At 25.6% G+C, this 19,151-nt stretch carries 25 protein-coding genes and 1 pseudogene; 9 read left to right on the top strand and 17 right to left on the bottom strand.

What is annotated here, in order from left to right; genetic code table 4:
* Window positions 1-17: 17 nt before the first annotated feature.
* Complete coding sequence (locus AACL22_RS00125) at window positions 18-1,871, top strand: ABC transporter permease (RefSeq protein WP_338988630.1); 1,854 nt, start codon at window positions 18-20, stop codon at window positions 1,869-1,871.
* 25 nt (window positions 1,872-1,896) lie between these two features.
* Complete coding sequence (locus AACL22_RS00120) at window positions 1,897-2,874, top strand: ABC transporter ATP-binding protein (RefSeq protein WP_338988629.1); 978 nt, start codon at window positions 1,897-1,899, stop codon at window positions 2,872-2,874.
* Between the two features lie 334 nt (window positions 2,875-3,208).
* Here the strand turns inward: AACL22_RS00120 and AACL22_RS13710 are convergent.
* Window positions 3,209-4,134, bottom strand: a pseudogene (locus tag AACL22_RS13710) (IS30 family transposase).
* A gap of 312 nt (window positions 4,135-4,446) precedes the next feature.
* Here AACL22_RS13710 and AACL22_RS00105 point away from each other — a divergent pair.
* The 7 genes from AACL22_RS00105 to AACL22_RS00075 all read left to right on the top strand — a co-directional run bounded on the left by AACL22_RS00105 (window position 4,447) and on the right by AACL22_RS00075 (window position 9,713).
* Window positions 4,447-5,397 (top strand): PBSX family phage terminase large subunit, encoded by a 951-nt coding sequence (locus tag AACL22_RS00105; protein WP_338988627.1) that lies wholly within the window; start codon window positions 4,447-4,449, stop codon window positions 5,395-5,397.
* Window positions 5,398-5,494: 97 nt separating this feature from the next.
* Window positions 5,495-5,806: a hypothetical protein gene (locus tag AACL22_RS00100; RefSeq protein WP_338988626.1), complete on the top strand. Its 312-nt coding sequence runs from the start codon at window positions 5,495-5,497 to the stop codon at window positions 5,804-5,806.
* A gap of 178 nt (window positions 5,807-5,984) precedes the next feature.
* Window positions 5,985-6,341 (top strand): hypothetical protein, encoded by a 357-nt coding sequence (locus tag AACL22_RS00095; RefSeq protein ID WP_338988625.1) that lies wholly within the window; start codon window positions 5,985-5,987, stop codon window positions 6,339-6,341.
* Between the two features lie 229 nt (window positions 6,342-6,570).
* Window positions 6,571-7,323, top strand: coding sequence for a hypothetical protein (locus AACL22_RS00090; protein ID WP_338988624.1), 753 nt, complete (start codon window positions 6,571-6,573; stop codon window positions 7,321-7,323).
* Window positions 7,304-7,822 carry a hypothetical protein gene (locus AACL22_RS00085; RefSeq protein ID WP_338988622.1) on the top strand — a complete coding sequence of 173 codons (519 nt, stop codon included), beginning with the start codon at window positions 7,304-7,306 and terminating at the stop codon, window positions 7,820-7,822. Before AACL22_RS00090 ends, AACL22_RS00085 begins: the two co-directional genes overlap by 20 nt.
* 211 nt (window positions 7,823-8,033) lie before the next feature.
* The gene (locus AACL22_RS00080; protein WP_338988620.1) at window positions 8,034-8,783 is read left to right on the top strand and encodes a hypothetical protein; all 750 of its coding nucleotides are present in this window, start codon (window positions 8,034-8,036) and stop codon (window positions 8,781-8,783) included.
* Between the two features lie 138 nt (window positions 8,784-8,921).
* Window positions 8,922-9,713 (top strand): hypothetical protein, encoded by a 792-nt coding sequence (locus tag AACL22_RS00075; protein ID WP_338988618.1) that lies wholly within the window; start codon window positions 8,922-8,924, stop codon window positions 9,711-9,713.
* 4 nt (window positions 9,714-9,717) lie between these two features.
* On the opposite strand, the gene AACL22_RS00070 is transcribed toward AACL22_RS00075, so the two are convergent.
* The 16 genes from AACL22_RS00070 to AACL22_RS00005 all read right to left on the bottom strand — a co-directional run.
* Entirely contained in the window at window positions 9,718-10,044 is a 327-nt protein-coding gene (locus tag AACL22_RS00070; RefSeq protein WP_338988617.1) for a hypothetical protein, read from the bottom strand.
* Between the two features lie 53 nt (window positions 10,045-10,097).
* Complete coding sequence (locus tag AACL22_RS00065; protein WP_338988616.1) at window positions 10,098-10,415, bottom strand: hypothetical protein; 318 nt, start codon at window positions 10,413-10,415, stop codon at window positions 10,098-10,100.
* 73 nt (window positions 10,416-10,488) lie between these two features.
* The gene (locus AACL22_RS00060) at window positions 10,489-10,689 is read right to left on the bottom strand and encodes a hypothetical protein (protein WP_338988615.1); all 201 of its coding nucleotides are present in this window, start codon (window positions 10,687-10,689) and stop codon (window positions 10,489-10,491) included.
* Between the two features lie 100 nt (window positions 10,690-10,789).
* On the bottom strand, window positions 10,790-11,014 hold the full coding sequence (locus AACL22_RS00055; protein ID WP_338988613.1) for a hypothetical protein: 225 nt from the start codon (window positions 11,012-11,014) through the stop codon (window positions 10,790-10,792).
* Between the two features lie 194 nt (window positions 11,015-11,208).
* Window positions 11,209-11,772: a hypothetical protein gene (locus tag AACL22_RS00050; protein ID WP_338988611.1), complete on the bottom strand. Its 564-nt coding sequence runs from the start codon at window positions 11,770-11,772 to the stop codon at window positions 11,209-11,211.
* A 138-nt stretch (window positions 11,773-11,910) separates the two neighbouring features.
* Complete coding sequence (locus AACL22_RS13705) at window positions 11,911-12,177, bottom strand: helicase-related protein (protein WP_422397495.1); 267 nt, start codon at window positions 12,175-12,177, stop codon at window positions 11,911-11,913.
* A 32-nt stretch (window positions 12,178-12,209) separates the two neighbouring features.
* A complete protein-coding gene (locus AACL22_RS00045; protein WP_338988609.1) occupies window positions 12,210-12,461 on the bottom strand; it encodes a C-terminal helicase domain-containing protein in 252 nt (83 codons plus the stop codon).
* 139 nt (window positions 12,462-12,600) lie between these two features.
* The gene (locus tag AACL22_RS00040) at window positions 12,601-12,894 is read right to left on the bottom strand and encodes an SNF2-related protein (protein WP_338988608.1); all 294 of its coding nucleotides are present in this window, start codon (window positions 12,892-12,894) and stop codon (window positions 12,601-12,603) included.
* A gap of 28 nt (window positions 12,895-12,922) precedes the next feature.
* The gene (locus AACL22_RS00035) at window positions 12,923-13,093 is read right to left on the bottom strand and encodes a hypothetical protein (protein WP_338988607.1); all 171 of its coding nucleotides are present in this window, start codon (window positions 13,091-13,093) and stop codon (window positions 12,923-12,925) included.
* A gap of 27 nt (window positions 13,094-13,120) precedes the next feature.
* A complete protein-coding gene (locus tag AACL22_RS13700) occupies window positions 13,121-13,234 on the bottom strand; it encodes an SNF2-related protein (protein WP_422397467.1) in 114 nt (37 codons plus the stop codon).
* Entirely contained in the window at window positions 13,203-14,741 is a 1,539-nt protein-coding gene (locus AACL22_RS00030; protein WP_338988606.1) for an SNF2 helicase associated domain-containing protein, read from the bottom strand. The genes AACL22_RS13700 and AACL22_RS00030 overlap by 32 nt, the downstream gene beginning before the upstream one ends.
* Window positions 14,742-14,874: 133 nt before the next feature.
* Complete coding sequence (locus AACL22_RS00025; protein ID WP_338988605.1) at window positions 14,875-15,204, bottom strand: SWIM zinc finger family protein; 330 nt, start codon at window positions 15,202-15,204, stop codon at window positions 14,875-14,877.
* Window positions 15,205-15,322: 118 nt separating this feature from the next.
* Window positions 15,323-17,137, bottom strand: coding sequence for a DEAD/DEAH box helicase (locus tag AACL22_RS00020; protein ID WP_338988604.1), 1,815 nt, complete (start codon window positions 17,135-17,137; stop codon window positions 15,323-15,325).
* Window positions 17,138-17,193: 56 nt separating this feature from the next.
* Window positions 17,194-18,057, bottom strand: a complete 864-nt coding sequence (locus AACL22_RS00015) for a DEAD/DEAH box helicase family protein (RefSeq protein ID WP_338988603.1) — start codon at window positions 18,055-18,057, stop codon at window positions 17,194-17,196.
* A gap of 59 nt (window positions 18,058-18,116) precedes the next feature.
* A complete protein-coding gene (locus AACL22_RS00010; protein WP_338988601.1) occupies window positions 18,117-18,974 on the bottom strand; it encodes a hypothetical protein in 858 nt (285 codons plus the stop codon).
* Window positions 18,941-19,151 (bottom strand): hypothetical protein (locus AACL22_RS00005; RefSeq protein WP_338988600.1); only part of this gene is annotated, 211 nt, incomplete at its 5' end. The genes AACL22_RS00005 and AACL22_RS00010, both read right to left, overlap by 34 nt.

The following is a 19,151-nucleotide window of genomic DNA, read 5'->3' as shown; positions in this document are numbered from 1 at the left end:
AATAGATGGAGAATAAAATGCTTAAAAAAGGTAAATCAAATTCATGATATTCAATAATATCATTTTCAATTTTTAAAATCCGCCGTTCAATGGCAGTTTGAGTTTTAGTGTTGTTGTCACTTGTTTTATTTGGTGCAATTGCGATTACTCTTTTTTTATCTTCAACAAATATTTATGATTTTTTAAAAAATTTTCAATACGGAGTGTTTATTTTTAATAATATTTTATTATTATTGTTTGTGTTGTTAGTTATTATTAAAATTTTTGGTCGAGAATTTGAAGATGGGACATATTTACTTTTAATTTCCAAACCATATTCTCGATTTACTTTATTTTTCTTAAAATTAATTTCACTTTGAATTTTGATTATCTTTTTCTTAGGAACAATTATTTTATTTGCTTTAGGAATTGGTTATATTGGTTATTTAATTAATAATGATCCAGAGTATTTACAAGTTTATCAAAATTTATTATTGAAATTATTTTTATATTCTTTATCATTATCTTTTTTTGCATCAAGTGGTATTTTATTTGCGGTAACTTTTTTAAATTCACAAGTAGTTTTATTAATTGTTGTTATTTTCTGTAGTTTATTTTTAGTTGGTGGGATGCCATATTCGTTAATTATGAGTTTAGCTAATACAATTGATTTATCATTTGTTGACACTAATATGACTAAGCAGCCTTATCCTGTGCATATTATTAAAAGTACAATTAATTTTAAAAGAAATTTAGAAAAAAAATTAATTAAATATGATAATTTAACTAGCAAAATTTGAAATTTTTATAATTCGTGAGATTATGATGATTTAGATAAAGTTTTTAAAACGCGAGACTATGAAAATATTACAAGTAATCCTAATTTGCGAATTAAACGATTAGAATTTTATCAATCATTAGGTTTAACAAAACCAAAAGAAGATAGTTATACAATTAGCCAACTTAATAAGTGAGATAAAATAACAAAATATAAATATGATAATAAGGATGAAACCATTTTTGAAATTTTTAATAAAGTTGGCGGAAGTAATCTTCAAATAAAAGTAAACTTTGCGACAAATTTCTTTTTCAAATCACCAGGAGAATTAGATTCAAATAATGAAATTCATCAAGAATTACTTGACGCTATTAACTTTATTGGAAGAAGTGCAAAATCGTGAGACTTGTATCTTAGAACAAATGATTTAAATGGAAATTCATTATTTTACTTTGATTTAGATAAATCCTATTATAGTTTATCATCATCTGATAGTAAAGTAGGAACAGAAAAACGAAAGTTATCTGAGCCAAATGGATTTAATCCAGTAAATGTTTTTCGTTCTGAATTTGCTCGAACTGGGATATTACCAGTTGATTCAGAATATGATAATGGTACTGAGTTTCAAGATTGAATTCTTAATTATTTTGGAGCTGAAGATATAATTGAAGATGGTTTTGAAATTAAAACACTTTATGTTTTAAGAGAAATTGAAATTAATATTTTAAAAAAAATAATGGATTATAAATTATTTGAAGGTGTACCAATTAAAATAAATACCGAATGACAAAAATATGATGATTTAATGCAAACTTATGAATTAATTTCTAAAATTAATATTATTGAACATTGAAATCAAATTTGAACAAGTTCTTTATCATATGTTCCATTTTGATTTGAACCATTGCAACGAAGTAATATTGATTTTAGTGTTCAAAACAATTATTTAATGAGTTATCAAGATTTCCCAATAGCATTACAACAAAATAAAAAAGTTGACCTTGATGTACCACCATTTTTAAATATTAATTTATTGTTATATGTTTATTTAGGAATATCTGGTTTATTTTTAATTAATGCTTATTTAATTTTACGTCGCAAAAATATTACTTAAGGCAGGGGAAAGGAGATGTTAAAACATGAACAATAATGCATTAGTACTTGGCGATGTGGCAATTGCTTCGCGTAATTTTAGCAAAAAGTTTAAAAATAGTATTGTTGGTCCATTTAATTTTAATGTTAGTCGTGGAAAATTACATGCCATTTTAGGTGCTTCTGGAAGTGGAAAAACAGTTTTCATTAAATCTTTAATTGGTGGTTTAAAGGGCTTTCATGGTGATATTACAATTTTTGGTAAAAAAGCAACAAAAATTAGTATGAAAAAAATGATTGGTTATGTTCCTGAGTTTGTTACTTTTCCTGAAAATATTAGTTCTTATAATTTTTTAAAATATTTAGGAAAAACAAATGGTTTACGAGGGAAATATCTTCGTGACCGCATTGAATATTTAATGAAATCATTAGAAATTTGAGAACACCGTGATAAAGATGTTAATTCATTTTCATCAGGAATGAAAAAAAGAGTAATGATTATTCAAGGTATTATTCATGATCCTGAAATTTTAATTTTAGATGAACCAGAAGCGGGATTAGATATTAATAATCGAAAAAAAATTATTTTTTACTTAAAACAATTAACACTTCGCGGTAAAACTGTCTTTTTTTCATCCCATTTACTAGATGAAATTAAAGACTATATTGATGAATTTACAATGGTAATGGATGGAACACAAATTTATACGGGGCAATTAGCTGCCTTTAATATTAAAAATAGTTATTATCTAGTGACTAATAATCCCCAAGCAATGATTCGTTATTTTAATTCAAACCGAGTACCAAACTGATATGATCGAGCAAATAATTCGTTAAATTTTGTTTTAAATTCACCATTACATTTATATTATGTCACTCAATATGCATTAAAAAAACAAATTAAAATTGCTAAAATTAGTGAAGTTGAATTTTCATTTGATTTTCTATTACAAAAATTAAATATTACGCTACCTCCTAATATGACTACTAATCGTAAATTACGAAAAAAACAATTGAAGAAATAGCAACAAGGTTAATTAACCAGCATAAGTTTTAAGTGTAATTATGTAACAAAAATAAAGAAAGTAATCTTTAAAAATATTTTAATGGGCATTAAAGTATTTTTTTTGCACTGTGTAAATTCAAGCAGCAAATTCTGCCTCTTGTTGTTTTGAAAATAACACTCTTTTAAAGAAATGCAACTATTTTTTCAAAAAAAAAAATAAAATATTTGTAATTTTAGTCTATTTTAAGCATATTTAGGCACACTGAAAAATAATTTATTAAATTTTGTAAATAAACCTAGCTAAAATTATCTAAAAATACTTCCCTAGATGTTCTTCAATTTAAACAAGGCCTTTATTTTTCATTCATAACATCAACTACTCAATCTATTTTTTGTTGACTAATAGGATTAAAATCTGTTCCCTTTTTAAATCAATGTCTAAACTCACCATTCATATACTCAATTAATGGTTTTTGTTGTGGTTTACCAGGGTCACAAAAATAAATATTAGAACCAGTAATCTTTTCCATTTCCTCAAACTTACTAAATTCTTTACCTTGATCAGTTATTATTCCTTTAATTTTTCCAACTAAACCATTAATTCTAACTATATGTTCAAGTTTTTCTAAAACTTCACTTGAATTATTTTTTTCTAATTTCATAGCAAAGTATTTTTTACTTGATTTCTCTGCCAAAACTAAAACAGAAGATTGACGGTCTTTACCAACTACCGTATCCATTTCAAATCAACCAACATCAGATTCTTTATTTTCAATATCTCATATTGATTTAAATCTTTCATCTAATTTTCCACGATTATCAGATCTTCCTTTTCTTTTGTATTTTTTACCATGATGGCGTAAATTTTGTTTATTTAATCCTAATAAATTTAAATAAATTCATTTATATAAAGTTTTTTTACATGCTGGAAATTTAACACCAAACTTTTTTTAAACTTTCTAATAATTTGTGATGGTGTATCATGATATTTATTAAATCTTATATTTAATCATTCTTTTTGTTCTTTTGTAAATTCAGACAGTTTTTTAATAGATTTTTTTCGTTTTTTCTTATAATCTTTTTGTGCTTCAACTGGTGTATAATCTTTTATATTTGTAAATCTATTAATTTCTCTTTTAATAGTATTAACTGCACGACCCGTTTGCCTTGATATTTCAGATAAATTAAGTGTGCCATTTTTCTTTTTACAACTATCAGATAAAAATAAATCCTTGAATAAATTTCGTTCATCAAATTTTACATGTATATAATCTTGCATTGCCTTTTCTGTCTCCAATCTTTTAATTTAATTTATAACATTAAATTAAAAAATTCAAATTATTATATTGACAAATATTTTTATAGGAATATAATGTACACAATAAACAGTAGTTAAATTCTGTCTCTTAAAAACTGTTTATATTAAAAATAAAAAGTAAAGTAATTTACTTTTTTTAATTTTGATGTAAAATATAAATAGTAAAAAAAGAACCGAGTTGGTTCTTTTGTTATATTTTCATGTTTTATTCCTCATTTATTTAATCATATTCATTAAATAATAGCAATTTTAATATGCAAAAAGGAGTAAAAAATGGCAACTTTTAAGACTATTTCGGGTAAAACTAAGGAGTTTTTGCGGCAAAAAGCGGACAAATTGAGTAATAAAAGAGCATATTTATACTATTTAAGACTACCATTTAATGATTGAGAAGATAAAGTTGATACAAAAAGTGCTGATTTTATTAAGGATATGATAAATAAATTAGAAATAGAATTGGAATTAATTTTATTAAATGACCAATATGGCGGGGGTAAGAAAATATATGTTGAAAAATATGTTAAGGATACAAATATAAATAATGCAAATATTGTTGTTAATTTTGATAATGTTGATTTACCAAAAATAAAAGAGGTGATAAAAGCTATGAATATTAATTATAAAATTAATTTATCAGAACATTCTTTTACATTAGATAATGGTACTTATATTATTTGTAAAGGACTACATTCTGCTACTAAAAGAGAAAAGTTAAAAGCCTTTGCTGATTTAGGTAAATATGAATTTGCTATTGAATGAAGAGAAGAAGCAGACCAGTTAACAAAAGAAGATATTAGTGAATTAACCTTTGCTGTTCGTGGTGCTAAAAGAAAGTTTGTTATTAAATCATCTAACCCTGAATCATTAGGAAGATATATTATTAAATATTGTAATGAAATAATGCCATTTGATGAACAATTAATGCGATTAAAATATGATCAAGTTGGAAAGTTTAAAATTAATTATTATGAAAAGAATAAGAAATTTACTAAAACAGTTATTATTCATTATTCTAGTTGAAGACTTAATACTTATTTAGATGATGATGTAATTCGTAATCAATTAGAGTTAGAAAAATTAGACCCAATTAGATCAAGAGTATGAAGTTGAGGATTGCCTGGACAATTAAAAGGTGCTGTATTTGCTAGATATCTTAAATTTACTAAATTAACATGAAGTTTTGACAAATTTACTGGCTGGTGTTGATTATGCACAAGCAGATAGTCCTAATGGTCATAAAACAAGTGCTAGTTTATGGGTATATAATTCAACTTTTTAAAAAGTACATAAAATAGGTAAATATACTCATTCAAATGCAACAATGGAATATAAAGATGCTTTTGAACAGGCAAATGATATTATTCAATTTTATTTATCTAGTTTAAAAAATAGTACTATCTTTATTGAATGTGGTTTAACTATTAATGTTGATTATGGTGCTGGTGGTAGAGCATTTATTGATGTTCTTAATAGTGAAAAAAAATATCGGTATGGTAAATTATTAAGATTTGAAGAAGTTGATAAAAGTGTGTGATTAGTTGCTGACCATGTTAATGCATTTATTGGTGCTATTGAATATATTAGAGATATTGTTCAATCATCAAATAACAAATTAATAAGGGAGTATATTTAAAATGTATATATATTTAATTGATTTAGATAAGATTATTGGAAAATATAAAAAAATGTTCCTAAAAATAATATTTTTGTTTATAAGTATAAAAATGAATATAGAGTCTTAAAAATGGATAAAGTAGAAAAAGAAAGTAAGTTATTAATTTGTCATCTTGCTAGATTAGGAGTAAATGAAAATGAATAAAAATATTAATAGATGATTAGAATTTAATAATCGTAATTGAAAATTAAATGTTCCATTAATTGTTGCTCAAAGAAAAGTAAGAATGGAAATTGGTCGTGGATTATTATGTGATAGTGAAAATGAACAAGCATTAATACATTGACAAAATTGATATCATAAAAGAAAAGTTTATGAAAAATTAATTAAAATGTCATGATCTAAATCATTATTAGGTGTTGCTGTTATGTTTATATATGAAACACGCGATGGTGATTTAGATATTATGTTAGGTACTGCTTTATTTACTAATTTTGTATCTAAAATTAATAAAGAAGAACAAGCAGCAGATATTTGAATATTACCTAATTAAGATGATACTGGTTATATATTTCATGTAATTATTAATGATAAATATATTCAAATTGATTCATATCCTAATGATGAAAATACCCAAGCAGGAGCAGTAAATTGAAAAAAGAACATATATTAATAAATTAGGTCGTTTTCCATTAATACAAATTCCTAACTTTATTCGTGTTGATCAACAAGGTCAAGCATCTTCAACTATGTTAAATTCTTATCCAGATATTTATCCTACTATGTGATTAATTAAAGATTTACAAGATAATTTATTTATTAGAAAGAAAACAAGAAGATTTTCAAGAGCAAGAGGATATATTCAAGCAACTGCTGCTGAAATTAGTAATGTAAAAGATAAAAAAACCTGAGATGATTATGAAAGTGATTTTGTTATTCAAAATGTAAATAATAATTATGATGAAAAAAGTGGTAATGCAACTGTTAATTATACGCAAGGACAATATAATTCTAGTGATTATAATCTAGATACTGACCATATTTTAAAAATTGTATTTCGTGGTATTGGTTTATCATGACAAGCAGATGAACAAGGAACTTATACTAATCAAAATCAAACATTAATTATGCAAGCAGAAGATATTGAATCGCAAGCAGTATGACAAGAGTTCTTATTAGATTATTTATATCGTTTATTTGATTGTTGATGAATATTTCATAAATATTGAAAAGTTGAAAATAACAATTGAGATAAAAGTGAACGCCCCTACTCATTAAAATTTAAACAAGCAGGAATTATTGACCAAATGCGTTTAGTAGATATTAATAACACAAGATTAGAAAATGCAACTATGTCTCGTACTAAATATATTCATACTGTTGATAGTATTCCTATGACATTTGCTATAAAAGAGGTTGAAAAAATCGATAAAGAACAATTAGAAACTAATTCTAAATTTGATTTAGAAAATGAAGATGAACAAAACGAAAGCAATGATACAGGAGGCATAAAAGATGAATTTAAACAAAAATAATTCAAAAGAAGCAATACAAATTAATAACCAAGTATTACATACAGCAATGAGAATGGCCTCTACTGATTCAAAAGTTATTAAAAGAAAAATACAAGAATTAGATAAATGATTTATCTTTCCTTTTGTTATTACAAACGGAGTTATTCCAATGACTACAAGTGGATATAAACCAATTAATAGTATTCCCAAAGATTATTCAGATTTTACATTAGCAATTACTGGTAATGCAACTATTATTGCTCAATGAAGAAATGCATTTAAATTAAAACAAGTTAATAAAGGAACAAAAGAAAATAATTTTAAAGATGCTGATAATTTTTATACTAAAATTATTAATCCAATGAATTATCCTACTAATCGTGGTGATATGTATGAAGCATATTTACAAAATTCAACTACTGGAGCATATTTTTCATTGCAAGGTACACCCTGACCCAGTATTTCAAGGCATATCAACTCAAAGACAATATACTTTATTATCTACTGAAAAACAATTTAATCAAAATGATGAGTTAAATTTATATATTGTTTTAAATAGTAATAATTAAAATATTGGTGGAGAAACTATTAATACTTACGAATATAATCAATCTATTTAATGATTATATATTTCTAATATTACAGACTACTATGACCCATTTGATAATAAAAAGTTTTTATTTCAAGAAATTACATTTAGTAGTGTTAATGACCAATTATCTAAATCTGGGATGGCAATATGACAAAAAATACAACATGGAGCAATTGGAGAAGGATATTTTTTCCCAAGAATTATTAATGGTGTTGTTGATTATAATCCTGAATTAGCAAAAGATATTGGTGTTAAATGAATTGATTTAAAAGTATTAGGTTTAACAGCATTTACATCTTTAACAATTATTGGTCGCCCTGTAAAAGCAGGACAAATTAATACAAGAGTATATCAGCCACGAGATTTATTATTTTCTGATGAATTAAGTGGAATGCCTGATACTTTATTAACAAATTCAAACCCTGCTAATGTTTTATATAATCTACAAGGATTAATACCAGTTAATCAAACAACATATGGTGAATGAACTAATGTTTTTAATAATTTAGCAGACCCATTAGCAAAGAAAAATGCTGAGGGAGTATTAGGAAGTAATTTAGAAGCTACTAGAAAAACAAATCCAAATAAAATACCTTTTTGAGATAGTGGATTACAATTTAAACCATCAGGTGTATATGATACTAGACAAATTCGTAAATTTATTTATCAAGACCCAGAATATAAAAAGGTTCCATTTGGTGTTGCTTCATTTGATTATTCATCTTTAAAATCATCATCATTTCATGATATTTTAAATGCTAATCGTTATACACATTCATCAATTTCATTATTACCATGAGATATTAATGAATTTACTAAATTTAGTATTAATAACTTGCCTATTGTAGGTAAAATAATTTCATTTTTTTGATTTAGGTTTACCAGTTAAATTAATGAGTCAAAAAAATACTAAATTAATTCCAAAATAGCACAACTAAATGCTTTTATTGATTATTTAAGTTATGAAATTATTCAAAATAGTTTATGAAGTAATACATCAAAAGGAAAAGGTAATATTCCATATGATATGTTTCGTTATGAAACAGAAGACCAAGTTGGTGGTTTATTAGGAAGTAATTCATTAACATTTGGTTGTATGTTAAAACTAACAGATAAAATTAGAACCCATTATTATTCTTCAACTGGTCAAAATTTAGGTACCAAAGTTTATTCAACTATTGATTTAGGGCAAAATAGAATTAATGTTAATGGTGGAACTGATGAAATTGTAATTCTTTCACAAGATTTTGAAGCATTAGATAAAGATACCGCATTAACTAATTTAGATAATAAATTAGATTTTAATCCTACTGCTGATGGAACATTAGAAAGTTATGTTATTGATTTAATTAATTTACAAACTATTGGTAAAACTAATTTTAAGATTACAACTTATAGTGAAAATCCATTTACTTTAAATGATAATATTACTGCATTTCAAAACTTTCAAGGTGAATGACAAACAATGGCTAAATTTATTAAACCAAATGGAAATGTACAAGCATGAAATAGTATTATTAAAACAAGTGCCTTAGACTATGACTTATCAGAAGATACAACTTTCTTTTATCCAAAAGCAGTTTTACCACCAGACCCATTTACTTATTTACCTTATACTGTAAATATATTAGATGCTAAAACAATTAAACCATTAAAAACAAGAATTACAGCACCAGTGCAATGTACTAATACTATTTCAATAATTAGATTAAATAATTTTTATAATTTATTTAACAATAAATTTTACGAAGTCTATTATGAAATTGAAATTGATTTAAAAAAATTGACTCAACAATTACTACTTTATCGCAATTTTTAAATGCTTATTCATCAATTCAATTTAATAATCTTAATCTTAATAATTTACAAATTGAATGTATACCACCAGAAATAGAAAAATTTATTCCTAATAGAAATAAATTTTCATCTTTTTGCGCCGTTTGTAACAACGCTAATGATTCTGGTGATAACTTATTTGAAATTTCTGAATTTGCTATTATAGCTGATAAAATATCTTTAGGTATATCACTTGAAATATCAGCAGGAGTATATGCTAAATTTGTACCCAAATTAATAATATTAATTCGTTTTGACTTAGCTTGGATTGCAATATTAGTAATACCATAAAAATTAGTTGCCCTTATCTGCATTAATAATAATTTTAGCTGCATAGACTGTTTTATCTTCGTGAAAACGTTCACTACTAAAAGTGTTGTGGCTCTAATTTCCCATCATTTTTGGAACCAATTTCTAAGGTTAATAAAGCACCGTATAAATCCATCCAATTATTTGAATCTTCAATTTCAATAACTTGTTTACTTAAATTACCACCTAATAAAGTAATATTAGTTCGTTCACTAACACCTCCACCACTATTTTCATTATTTGCAGTGTTTGCAAAGTGTTGTCATAATTGTCATCCACCAATGCCAAAACCAACAAGTGATATTACTAAAATAACAACTAAACTTCAAATTTTGAATTGCATTTTTCGGTTAATAGTATGTAAAATTTTACGCATTGATGTCATAGAATCGGGTTCCATTTTTTTGCCAAAGCAATTGCTTCACCGTCAATTGAAGGTGATGGTATCACTAATTCAGTTGGCAAATCAATAGGTTTTTCTTTAATATCATTATTATCCTTTTTTTTATCATTATATCTGGCATTTCAATTTTACTTGCCGCCTCTAATTCTAATTTAGTTGTTGCTTCAGGAATTGGTTTTAATGTTTCAACTTTCTTTTCTTGAACTACAGGAACTTTTTCAATCGGTGGTTTAGACTTAATTGGCAACGAACGACGATGAGTTAGAATTTTGTCAATTGTTTCTTTTGATAATTGAATTGTTTGGTTAACAACAGGAACTTTTGGATTGCCCGAGACATCTAAAAAATTAGTTTTTCAAAAAAGGTATACTTATTATCCTTACAATTAATGCAATTGGCATTATTCCTGCATCATCTTTAAGAGTAAATGTTGGATTAATTTTACAAACAAAAAGAAGTAAATTATTAACATCTTTTGTTCAGTCACTACGAATTGCTAAAATAATTTTTTTAAAGGTTTTTTTACAAGTATCACACATTTCATCATATATAGCGCGCATATCATTTTGCATTGTTTATACTTCCTATAGTCCAATCATATTCTATTATGTTGTAAAACACTTATTATTATATCACATTTTCAAATATTCTTTATTTGTTATCTTAAAAAAAGCAAAGAATAGGATAACATCCTTTTTGTAAATTGCCATTATTTTAAAACCTCTAAAAAGGTAATGATTAGACTATAAATAATTAGTTTAAATATTTAAATAACTTGAAACTCTATTATTTGTAAAAAAGAATATTTATTATTATCAACATTAATATCTTTTCACATTACATTGATAAAAAAACTATAGTAAAAGTTAAATTCATTATTCATAAAGGTGAAGTAACTTAAACTAATATCATTATATGAGTAGACTCAACCTTTATGTAATAATTTTATAGTCAAAGATTTTTCATTCTTAGTATAATTAACTTTATACTTTAGATTGTTGCTCACAACGTCGGCACCTTTAAGCGTACCTTGTAAATCTGATGTTCTCTTATTAAAAAAATGGGAGTAAAAATTCCACCAATGTGTCCTATTTCTAAGTTTTTCTTGATCCGAGTAATCATTAATATCAATTGTTGTCTTTGTATCCCACAATGCTGTCAACGTTTGGCGTACTTTGACTTTGATCTGATTTAAAATTTCAATATCTTTATTATCATTTACTTCTTCATCATCAATATTGTGCTTTGGCCGTGTTCTACAACTAGCCACCGCAAACACACTACCACTACCTAACACAAAAGCACTAAAAAGCGTTAATAACTTTTTCATTAATATGTCACCTTCCTTCAATAAAATACTTATCATTATATTGAATAAAAAAAAAGCACCTTCGTGCTTTTAACAACTTTTTTGCTATGTAAAAATATTTTTAAAAATTATTATACTTTTTTGTTATTTCCTTTATTTTTATAACTCAAGAATATTTCGTAATTCTGCTTCTGAGAATTTTGTAAAATTAGCATTTTCTGAATTATTATTTAAAACAGCATCAATTACAGCTTGTTTATTATCTTGAATTGTTAAAATTTTTTCTTCAATAGTTCCTTTTGCAATTAACTTAATTACTTGAACAGTATTCTGCTGTCCAAAACGATGAGCACGATCTGTTGCTTGGTTTTCTACGGAAGGATTTCATCATGGATCAAAATGGATAACAACATCCGCTGCTGTTAAATTTAAACCAACCCCACCAGCTTTTAAAGAAATTAAAAAAACATTAACTGTTCTGTTGTATCCTCATTAAACTTTTGTGTCATTAGCACACGACTTTCCGAACGAGTTTTCTTATCTAAATAAAAGTATTGTAAACCGATTTCTTCAACAATTGCTTTAATTCGTTTTAAAACAGTAGTAAATTGTGAAAAAATTAATATTTTATGACTACTACCAGCAAGATCACCAAAAATATCACGTAATGCATCTAATTTAACACTTTCATTTTGATATTTTTTATCCAAAATACTTGGGTCACAACAAATTTGCCGTAACTTAGTTAAGGTAGTAAAAATTTTTAAACGATTTTGCTGATATTGTCCAGCTGTTAAAATTTTATTAATTTCTTCTCGAGCAGCATTAGCATATGCAGCATAAATTTTTTTATCGTGTTGTCATTTCCACTAAAATTTTATTTTCAATTTTTGGTGGTAATTCACTCATTACCCCTTGTTTTAAACGTCGCAAAATAAATGGTGCAATTTTTTGTAATAATTCTTTTTTAACTGCTTCGTTTTGTTCACGAACAATTGGAATTTCATATCGCTTTTGAAATTGTTGATGTTGTAATAAAAAGCCAGGTAAAATAAAATTAAAAATTGACCATAATTCAGTTAAATTATTTTCAATTGGCGTTCCTGTTAAGGCAAACCGAATCCCTGTTTTTAAAGTATTCACCACTTTTGCATTAATTGATTGTGGGTTTTTAATATGTTGTGCTTCATCTAAAAAACAATATTAAAAAAATTTGTTGATAATAATGAATATCACGGCGTAATAATGGATAAGAGGTAATAACCACTTGCCCATGCTTAATTTTGGTAAATAACATTTCCCGTGTTTTTCGTTCACCAGCAATAACTAATGTTTGTAACATTGGTGCAAACCGATCAATTTCCTTTTTTTAATTATAGATTAATGCTGCTGGAACAATAATTAAAACCGGTGCCATTTCTCGATTTAATTCATATTCCTTTAAAATAAAGCTAATTGTTTGTAATGTTTTTCCTAATCCCATTTCATCTGCTAAAATGCCGCCAAACCCTAACGAAGCTAAGGTTTTTTATCAAAAATAACCTTTTTTGAAAATCACACATCATAGATGCTAATGATGCTGGAACACTAAATTCATTTTCTTCTAAATGCTTAATTTTTGTAATTAAATTCACAAAATCAACATTAAAACAGCAATTAAACTCAGCTCATAAAGTTAAGTTATTATACACTGTTAAAGCATGATATTTTGGAACTTGTAATTTTCCTTGCATAAATTGTTCTTGTTTAAAATTAAACTGATTAATTAAAGTTGCAAATTTTTGTAATGTTTGTTCTTGCAAATCAATAATGCTACCATTTGTTACCTGATAATATTTCTGGTTACGATTAATTGCATTTAAAATTTCCCCTAAATCTGAATAATTAAGTTTTGAAAGTTTAAAATCAAATTCTAACCAGTCATTTTTTTGATTAACATTAATTGTAGTACTTGTTACTTTAAAATCAATTAAACGTACATTTTTAAAATTATCAGTATAAAAAATTTGTGAAAGCGTTTCTAATGTTAAAATATCTTTTGATAATAATTTTAAAACATGTTCCAATTCATTTAAGACAAAATAATTCCCTTTTTGAACAAAACCAATTTGTTTACAAAATGTTAAATATTCTTGCTCATGATAAACATTTCGTAAAACAATTTTATTGTCATTATTGGATTTATTTAGTAAATCAAATGTTATTTTTCCATAGCGAAAAAGAGGTCGTAACATAATTTCTTTGTTTTTAAAATCAAAATAACTTTCAATAACTAATGGTGTTTTTTCTAATGAATTTAAAATTATAGGGTCAATTTGAACTGCATTATCTGGATAATCTAATAAGGAAACAATTTCTTTAATAACATCATTAGTTTGCTGTGGATTAAAGAAAATTTTGTTGTGTTTTGTTAATGCCATTGTTTGATAAATTGGTCCTAATAAAAAAGTATCTTTATCGTTTAATAAAAAAATTTGTTTAGTATCAAAGAGACTTTGTTGCGTTGCTGTTAAAATAATTGGATTTTCTTTTTTATTAATAATTTGAATAACATTATCTTCTTGTTGAATAGATAAGGCTGGTTGATATTGATCAACACTAATTTTAACATCAGAATATTCTTCGCCATCAATTATTAGTTTAATTGTTTCCCCTTTAATGTGTTTTAAAAATCGTTCTGTTTGAAATGCTGAAAACCTAAAACTTTTCGTAATTGATACCCCATAAAAATCCATTTTTTGTGTTTGTAAAAAACTATTAACATTAATAAATTCTTGTTGTAAAAACATAATTACTTTTTCAGCAAATGGTGCAAAAGTACTTTTATTAGGATAAAAAGTAAATTTTTGTGAAATTTCATAACCTTTTAAATAATCTGGATCAAGGGCAGGTTTGGTTAAAAAACTCAAAAAATGATAAATATTTTTAATATCAAACAACTGCTCACCTTCATATCCTAACTTTAGTTGTACTGCTGGTGGTTGTTGCAAAGTAGAATCAATAATTAAATTACATTGACAAGTAATAATTCGTTCTTTTAAACTATAATTTTGTTTATTTTTATTAATAAATGTTGTTAATAGTTGATCAGTCGCTGTAAAAAATAACCGTCAAGTAACTAAATTATTGTTTGATTAATAAAATACAAAAAAGTAAAACCGCAATAATATGCTGACAAATTTGATGTTGAAAATTATAGTCAATACAACTACAATTTTGCCGTGTTAAAAAAGTTAAATTATTGCTTAAAGTAAAAACAACATTAACATCATAATAATCCCCACTATGTTTTGACGCTACTTGGCAATAAAGCATTAATTCTTTTTCATCGCTTGAACTTTTCTGTTCATCAATTTTTAATAATGTTTTTTTTGTTTGGTATAACTGTTCGGCATTATTAAATATTGCTAATCTCGCTAAACTCCGAATGTATTCAAGATTAAAACTTTCCATTTTACTATAGGCTTCTTTAATAAAATAATACTATTCTTTAATTATAATACATTTTTGCTTAACTGGTGAAATGGATTAATCTTTTTTACTTACAATTATAAATACATTTTAATATCATCTATTCTTCTTCAAGTTGAACAAAAAATTTTGCAGTAAAATAATTGTCTGTTAACATTGTGTCATACTTGCCAAAGCCAACAAAAAAATATAATTTTAATCCTAAATTTGGTCATTTTAAATTAATTTTATTTTGTAAAAATAAGTATTTGGTTATTGCACTATTTTGCATATCTCGCACTAATTTATTAGCCATTGTCATCACTTCTGGAATTGACCAATAAAATATCTTTTGATCAGGTAAATATTTGGTTAATTTTCCATAACCAGTACCATCTTCATCCGCCAAAATAACTTGTTTTGTTTGATCAAATGTTAGATATCCTGCTTGAAAAGCAATAATTCGTAATTCACCTCGTGATAATAAAAAATTAGTTCGGCCAATTACGGATAAGACTTGTTTTACAGTATAAGTTGTCCCGGGTAATAATGGTGTTGCTGCACTAGAATACATTTTTAATGTTTCATGTTCTAATTTATATTGTAAAAGTAACAATAATTCAGCCACAATCACTTGATGCTGGTCAATAAAATAAGTTACTAAATCAGGAATCGTTAAATAATTTGGAAATAATTGCGTAAAAACATTCATACTTGTTACTTCATATAATAATGATGTTATTAATAAATTATCATATTCAAGGTTAATTGCATCAGCAGTAATAGTTTGACTTAAACGTAAAATAAAATAATTAATAATTGGATAACTATCTAAAAATAAAAATTGTTTTAAAATATTTTTATTACGATTAGTATTATTGTCATTTTGATGATAATGCGTAATATTTCGGCCAATTTTAACATAAAAATCATTAACATAATTATAAAATTGGTATAAGGATAAATCATAATCAGATAGTAAATGTTTTAATCCTGCCTCTTGATATTTTTGATAATATTCACGAATATGGGTTTTAATTCGAGCTCGATTATCATATCATTTTCGTAAGTTATTTAAAATAATTTTTTGTGAGCGTTGTTCTAAGGTAATTGTACAATTATAAGGCAGTCCTTCATTAGCTAACAGTCCCATTATTGATGTTAATTTCGGATCATATAAGTTTTTAATCCCAACAGTAATATCATATTTGCTATCAATATTACTAATTAAATCATAAACTTCTAAGCGACTTTTTAATTCTGTTTTACGAAGCCCTCGCCCAAGCTGTTGTAAATAAACTGTTTTTGAATTTGTTGGTCGTAATAAAATAATAGTATTAATTTCTGGTACATCAATTCCTTCATTAAACATATTAACAACACATAAATAATTAATTCGCCCTGTTTTAAATTCATGTAAAATCCGCGCGCGGTGGTTACGATTTTCAGATGTTAAGTAATCTGCTCGTAAATGGTTTGTTCGTAAAAATGTTGCTACCAATTTAGCATGTTCAGTTGTAACACAAAAAATTAAGGCAATTGGTTTTGCATATAAGCCAATATATTTATCAATCATTTTTAATAATAACTCATTTCGAGCATTCGTATTTAACTTTTTAAAAAGTTCATTATCAGCATTTAAATCAACACCAGTTAAATCAGCCGTATTATCATCAATACAATAATAATCAAATGGACATAATAAACGTTGATTAACTGCATCTCATAGTCGTAATTCTTCGGCATATTCATTAAGAAAATATTTTTTAATGGACTTACCATCTTCTCGTTCTGGTGTTGCTGTTAATCCAAGTACTTGTTGTGGTTGAAAATAATTAAAAACTTGGTCAAAGGTTGTAGCAGCAATATGGTGTGCTTCATCAAAAATAACCACATCAAAATGATTTGTCGCAAACTGTGGTAACCGACTTGCCATGGTTTGAATAGTTGCAAAGATATGCGTTTGATTCTGTATTACTTTGCCCTCATACATTACTTCTCAAAAGTTTGATCCATTAAAACATTGCGAAAAGTTTGTAAGGCTTGGTCTAAAATTTCTTTCTGATGAGCCAAAAACAACAACTTCAAGGGTTGATGATTATTTTCTTGTAATTGGTGTAAATAATCAAACGCAGCAACAACAGTTTTCCCCGTTCCCGTTGCCATAATTACTAAATGTGCTTGTTTACTACAAAGACGACGATACTGTAATTTTGCCACAATTGCTTTTTGAAAATCATATAAGTATTTTCGAATGGTTAAAATTTCAGTTGCAGTATGATTAAACATTGTTGCAATTCGCATTGATTGATTTTGACTAATACGTTCTAATAAATGATTACGTGCGATTTCATCATTAAAATCAACTAAAACTTCATTTCATAAATGCTCAAATTCATCAATTATTTCCGTAACTAAATTAGGATTATTTTTTATTGTTAACTTAATATTTCATTCTCGCCCAGTAACCATTCCTTTATAAGTTAAATTTGAAGAACCAAGAATTACGGTTGAAATACCATGGAATCGTTTAAAAAGGGAAGCTTTAATATGAATTCGTTCACTTCGTTTTTCTAAATTATCTTCAACTTTGACTTGGATATTATCATAAGTTGTTACTAAACGGGTCAATTCTAATAAATTATTGTATTCTGCTAAATCATCAAAAGTTGTTGTAATAATTCGAATTGAAATTTTTTGCATTCAGCAATGTTTAATTGATGCTTCAATTTTATTAATAATTGCCTTTGAAATAAAAGGAAAAACAAAGCATACTTCATCAGCAGTACACATTTCATTATTTAATTCAACTAATAATTTTTGCTGATTTTGATTTGTAAAAAACTTTTCTCCCATTTATTATCATCTCTCTTCTGGTAATTATTAAATAAAATAAGTAATTATAAAATTATTTACTAGACAATCATAATGTCAAATTGATTTAACCATGTAAAACATTCTTTTAATCAAATAATATCAATTTCAATTTTTGCAAGAATATCTTGAATAATATTATCAAATTTTCCGGAAAATTCTACTGTTGTTAATGCCATTGTTTTATCATTTCAACTTTTAACTAAATAAAAATGAAATAAGAATGTTAAAACCCCATCAGCAACATCATCTGCTGGAATGGTTGGCACTTTTCCTGCTAAAATAAATAAATTCTTTCGAACTTGTGGCGTTAAAATTGTTTTAATTGCTCGTTCAGATGTACCACCAACTAAAAATTTTTCTTCAAATAAATTATCTTGTAAATTAATATAATTTAATGGATTAAAAAATTTAGTTGTTATCCCGCGTGGTTGCATTATAAATTGTCCTGTTAATTTATGATACGGTTGAATTGTGAAAATTGGGATACGATAAAATTCTTCTTTATCAACCTTATTGTTAATTTTAGTTGAAACTTTATGTGTAATTGTTCCAAAGGAAATATTTCCACTAGCATGAGTTAAATTAAACACAAAATCAATTTTAGTGTTATTATTAAAATTAATTAAACGCGTTGGTAATGGTTTAAATATTTTAGTAATTCCTAATAATGTTAATTCAGAAGTAAAATATTCTCCTAATGCTAAATTATAAATTGTCACTAAATCAATTTTATCCATAATCTGATCTGATAATTTTAATAATCGTGTCCATTTAACAATATAATAGCAAACTGTGATAATCAGCGCAAGGCCAATTAAAAACATTAAAATAGGAATTCATATTAAAGTTATTTTAATATTTTTTACGACAAATAAAATAATAATAAAAATTCCCATAATACTAAAAAGGGTCCTAAAAACATCATTCAACGAATAATTAATTGGAATCGTTTCTTTGATGGTTGAAAGGAAATATTATTATGGTAATATTCTTGCAATTGATCATTAATAATTTTTCGACTTACTATTTTTCAATCATTATTTCTTAACTTTTCAATCATTTTAGTTTCCTCT

It is taken from the genome of Spiroplasma endosymbiont of Seladonia tumulorum (genome assembly GCF_964020235.1).
Lineage (GTDB): Bacteria > Bacillota_I > Bacilli_A > Mycoplasmatales > Mycoplasmataceae > Spiroplasma.
This window is presented reverse-complemented; position numbering and strand designations above follow the sequence as displayed.